The following is a 4,412-nucleotide window of genomic DNA, read 5'->3' as shown; positions in this document are numbered from 1 at the left end:
TTGTAGAGAAACTCGTTCCCGTCGAAGTCACGATGGTACTTCCAGTCTCCCTGCCGGACCGTGCGCAAGGGTGATGAGCGCCAGACGAGCTGGCGTTCGGGCGTGGAGGCTCCCGTGCGGACCTGCGCCACCAGATCCTTCCCATCGAACACGCGGTCCGCGGGCAACTGCAGACCGGCCGCCTTCACAGCTGTGGGGAAGACATCCAGGCTGGAAACGGGCTTGTCATGCACCGTTCCTGCGGGGATCGCCGCGGGCCAGCGCATGAGGAAAGGAACGCGGATCCCGCCCTCGTAGTGGGACAGCTTGCCGCCAGCCAGCGGCTCGGGGCTGCAGAGGCCCGGAATGTACGCCGCACAACCGTTGTCGCTCAGAAACACGACGATCGTGTTGTCGCCAATGCCGCGCTTCTCAAGGTGGTTGAGGATTTCGCCAATGCTGTCGTCAAGGGCGCTCACCATGGCCGCGTACACACGCTGGCCCTTATCTGCGATGTTCGGGAAGCGGTCGTAGTACTTTTGTGTGGTCTGCAGCGGCGTATGCGGTGCGTGATGCGCCAGATACAGAAAGAATGGACGATCGCCGCTGCTGTCGATGAACTCTATCGACTTCTTTGTGAGTTCTTCGGTGAGATGCCACTCGCCGTGCGGGATGACGGTTCGATCCGGGCCCGTGATCACCGCGTTCAGCCGACTGACCTGAAGGACGGGCTGCGCGATGCTGCCCTCCTCGCGCGTCGTGCTGACAGGGGCGCCGTTCACGGCGGTGGGCGCATTGGGATGAATGAAGTTGGTCTGGCCGGTCAGAAAACCCCACCAGGTCTCGAAACCGCGGTTGGTCGGATAGTGTTCGTCGCTCGAACCTAGATGCCACTTGCCTATGACCCCGGTGCGATAGCCTCCCGCCTTGAGGACGTCGCCGAGAGTCAGTTCGGCGGGATCGAGGCCCAGTCTCTCCCGGGCGTCGCGCGCGGCGGGACCATTGTTGTGCTCGAAGCCATAGCGCTGCTGGTAGCGGCCGGTCATCAGGGCCGCCCGCGACGGTGAACAGATCGGTGTCGAGACGTAGCCCTGGGTGAAGACCACGCCTTCGCGCCCGAGCCGGTCAAGATTCGGGGTCGGGATTCGGCCCTTGTGGTAGATCGAGACGTCCGCATAGCCGAGGTCGTCAGCCATGATGACGATGACGTTCGGCCGGGCGGTCGACGTCGGCGCCATGGGCTGTTCTCCGCTCCGCGACGCCGCGCAGCCGGACGCGGCGACGAGCCCGAACAAGGACGTCGCGAGCAACCTCAAGAGCCCCATGTCTTCCTCCACTTACCTACCGATCGGACGGTAAGCTGTCGCCGCATCGCCGTAAAGTGGGGCGCCGCTACGGTGATGGCGTCCAGGGGTAGCGCCAGGTCGCCGAACGACTCCGCGCCCCCGCCCGCGCCTTCCGGCGAACGCCGGAATCCATGCGACCACTCGACCTGGCCGCGAATCTGTTCGGCCCCTTGTTCAAACGAGACACCGGGATGATTAACTTGCGTCTCTTCATTCTCGCTGGCGCCGCCCTCGCATGACCCCGTCCAGTCTCCCCTCCGCCGTTGCACAACCGGCGCAAGTCGTTGTCAGCACGGTGAACCCGCTGCTGGGCGCGTGGACCACCCCGGACGGCGTACCGCCCTACGACCTCATCCGGCCGGAGGACTACGAGCCCGCGTTCGAGACCGCCCTGGTCGCGGCCCGTGCGGACTACCAGAAGATCGCAAACAATCCCGCCGCGCCGACCTTCGCCAACACCATCGAGGCGCTGGAGCGCGCGGCGCGCCCACTGGATCGGGTCAGCAGCACCTTCTTCAACGTCGCATCTGCGGACGCCACGCCGGCGATCCAGAAGGTCGAGGAAAACGTCACGCCCAAGCTGACGCGGCTTTCGAACGAGACGTTGCTCGACCAGAATCTCTATGCGCGCGTCGATCGCCTTTGGAAGGCCCGGGAAACACTCGCCCTCGGGCCAGAGCAAACGCGCCTGCTTGAGGAGACCCACAAGCGGTTTGCGCGCGCCGGCGCAGCGCTCAGCCCAGATGCGCGCACCCGGGTGGCCGCGATCAACGAGGAGATGGCGAACCTTAGCGTCAGGTTCGGCCAGAACCTCCTTGCCGACCAGAAGGCGAGCGATGTCGTCCTGGGGGCGGCCGAGGTCGCCGGTCTGCCGGAGGATCAGCGGGCCGCGGCTGCGACCGCAGGTAAGGCGGCAGGCCTAGACGGCCAGTTCCTGATCTCGGCCACCCGTTCGGCGGTCGAGCCGTTCCTCACCGCCGCGCCCAACCGCGCGGCGCGCGAAAAGGTCTGGCGGGCGTTCGTTATGCGTGGCGACAACAGCAACGCCAACGACAACAACGCGATCATCGCAAAGCTTGCGGCGCTCCGCGCCGAGCGCGCCAAGCTTCTCGGCGCCGTCAGCCACGCGGCGTTCCAACTCGATGACACCATGGCGAAGACGCCGGCGGCCGCCAGCGACCTGCTCATGACGGTCTTCCGCCCCGCTCTGGTGCGAGCTGACGAAGAGCTGCGCGACATCCGCGCCGTCGCCGCCCGCGATGGCGTCGCCAAGGTGGAGCCCTGGGACTGGCGGTACTATGCCGAGCAGGTCCGCAAGGCGCGGTTTGCGCTCGATGAGCAGGCGCTCAAGCAGTACTTCCCGCTCGAAGGGATGGTCGCGGCCCTGTTCGAGACGACCAACAGGCTCTACGGCGTGACCCTCCATGAGCGCACAGATGTTCCCGTCTACGCGCAGGGCGTCCGCGTCTGGGAAGTCAGAGAGGCCGACGGCCGCAAGATCGGACTGTTTTACGCCGACTGGTTTGCGCGGCCCACCAAAAGCCCGGGCGCCTGGATGAACAGTCTTCGCAACCAGAACAGCCTGCTGGGCGAGCTGCCGGTCGTCGTCAACAACCAGAACATCACGCCGCCGGCGTCAGGGCAGCTCGCGCTCATCTCGATCGACGAGGCGGGGACACTCTTTCACGAATTCGGCCACGCCCTGCACGGGCTCTTGAGCAACGTCAGATATCCCAGCCTTTCGGGGACAACCGTCTCGCGCGATTTCGTCGAGTTCCCGGCCCAGGTCTATGAGCATTGGGTGACCCAACCGGAAATCCTGCGCAAGCATGCCCGCAACGCGGCCGGGGAGCCGATTCCGGAACCGATGCTGCAGGCGGCGCTGAAAGCCCGGACCTTCAACCAGGGCTACCTGACCGTGCAGCAACTGTCCTCGGCGATCCTGGACATGCGACTGCACGAGCTGCCGGGTGTCCCGGCCGATTTCGATGCGCGCGCCTGGGAAGCGGCGGAGCTGAAGGCGCTTGGCGTCCCGGATGCCATCGGCATGCGCCATCGGTTGGCGCATTTCAGCCACATCTTCGACGGCGGCTATTCCGCGAGCTACTACGCCTATACCTGGGCTGAGGTGATGGACGCCGACGGGTTCGAAGCGTTCAAGGAGGCCGGAAACCCCTATGATCCGGCGCTCGCCGCCAAGCTGCGGCGCGAGGTGCTGGAGCGCGGCAACACCCGCGATCCCGCCGTCAGCTACACCGCGTTCCGCGGTCGCATGCCCACCGCCGACGCGCTCCTGCGAAACCGGGGCTTGAGTTAGAGCGTCTTCCGAAAAGCGGAGTTGCGGTGGGAGTTGCAATAAGGGCACCGGCCGGATGAGCCGAGTTTTGGGCACTACCCCCAAAGTCAGCCTTGGAACCGAGGCTCCGTCACGACTCATCTCTCCCTGCTTGAGTTCGGAGCACTCACAGTAAGCCTGCCAACGGCGAGTTTCGCGCGTTGACCCAACAGGGAGAAGCGACCCGTTGGTGACGTCGACATTCGAACAAGCTGAGCCGACAGCGAAGTCGATCCTCATCGCAGGGAGTCAACGTGGCCAACTCCGAAGCCTTGGACGAAGAGCCCAGCGAGGCGCTCCCGCAGAACGAGCACGGCGACGGCCGGAAGGGTCGACGGTCGTTCCTCCGCATGCGCCGCGAACTCACCGAGGAGGAACTCGGCACAAGTGCTGTACAGAAATTGTTGATGGACGAGCTTGAGCGGCTTGAATCTGAAAATGGTGATCTGAAAATAATTCATTCCAAATATTATCAAAGAGATAAAGAAGCTGAAGTACTGGCCCACAAAATTAAGACGAACCTCTCTGCAGACATTTTCTTTGGTGGATCGCTCACGGCCGGTTCCGCGTTGATTGGATGGTCGGGCTCGGTCTGGGCCACTCAGCCGACGGGCACAATTGTGTTTATAGTTGGAACTATGTTGTTTGGTGTCGGCATCGCTGCCCGAGTTGTTCTGAAATGAGCCTTGAACTCAGATCGATCGTAGGTAAGGGCGAAATCTCCAAAGAGCGTCTTACGTTGCGTGCGCTGA

Annotated in this window: 3 protein-coding genes; 2 read left to right on the top strand and 1 reads right to left on the bottom strand. The window is 63.9% G+C overall.

Annotated features, from left to right (window positions below; translation table 11 throughout):
• Positions 1 to 1,217 (bottom strand): sulfatase-like hydrolase/transferase (locus tag ACIQ3R_RS15705; protein WP_397419795.1); only part of this gene is annotated, 1,217 nt, incomplete at its 3' end.
• Positions 1,218 to 1,560: 343 nt separating this feature from the next.
• Here ACIQ3R_RS15705 and ACIQ3R_RS15700 point away from each other — a divergent pair.
• Positions 1,561 to 3,642 (top strand): M3 family metallopeptidase, encoded by a 2,082-nt coding sequence (locus tag ACIQ3R_RS15700; protein WP_397419794.1) that lies wholly within the window; start codon positions 1,561 to 1,563, stop codon positions 3,640 to 3,642.
• 272 nt (positions 3,643 to 3,914) lie between these two features.
• Entirely contained in the window at positions 3,915 to 4,343 is a 429-nt protein-coding gene (locus ACIQ3R_RS15695; protein WP_397419793.1) for a hypothetical protein, read from the top strand.
• Positions 4,344 to 4,412: the final 69 nt, after the last annotated feature.

Source organism: Phenylobacterium sp., assembly GCF_044371015.1.
Taxonomy (GTDB): domain Bacteria; phylum Pseudomonadota; class Alphaproteobacteria; order Caulobacterales; family Caulobacteraceae; genus Phenylobacterium.
This window is presented reverse-complemented; position numbering and strand designations above follow the sequence as displayed.

Coding starts and splice junctions, on each gene's coding strand:
- ACIQ3R_RS15700 (WP_397419794.1), top strand. CDS start 1,561: ATGACCCCGTCCAGTCTCCCCTCCGCCGTTGCACAACCGGCGCAAGTC.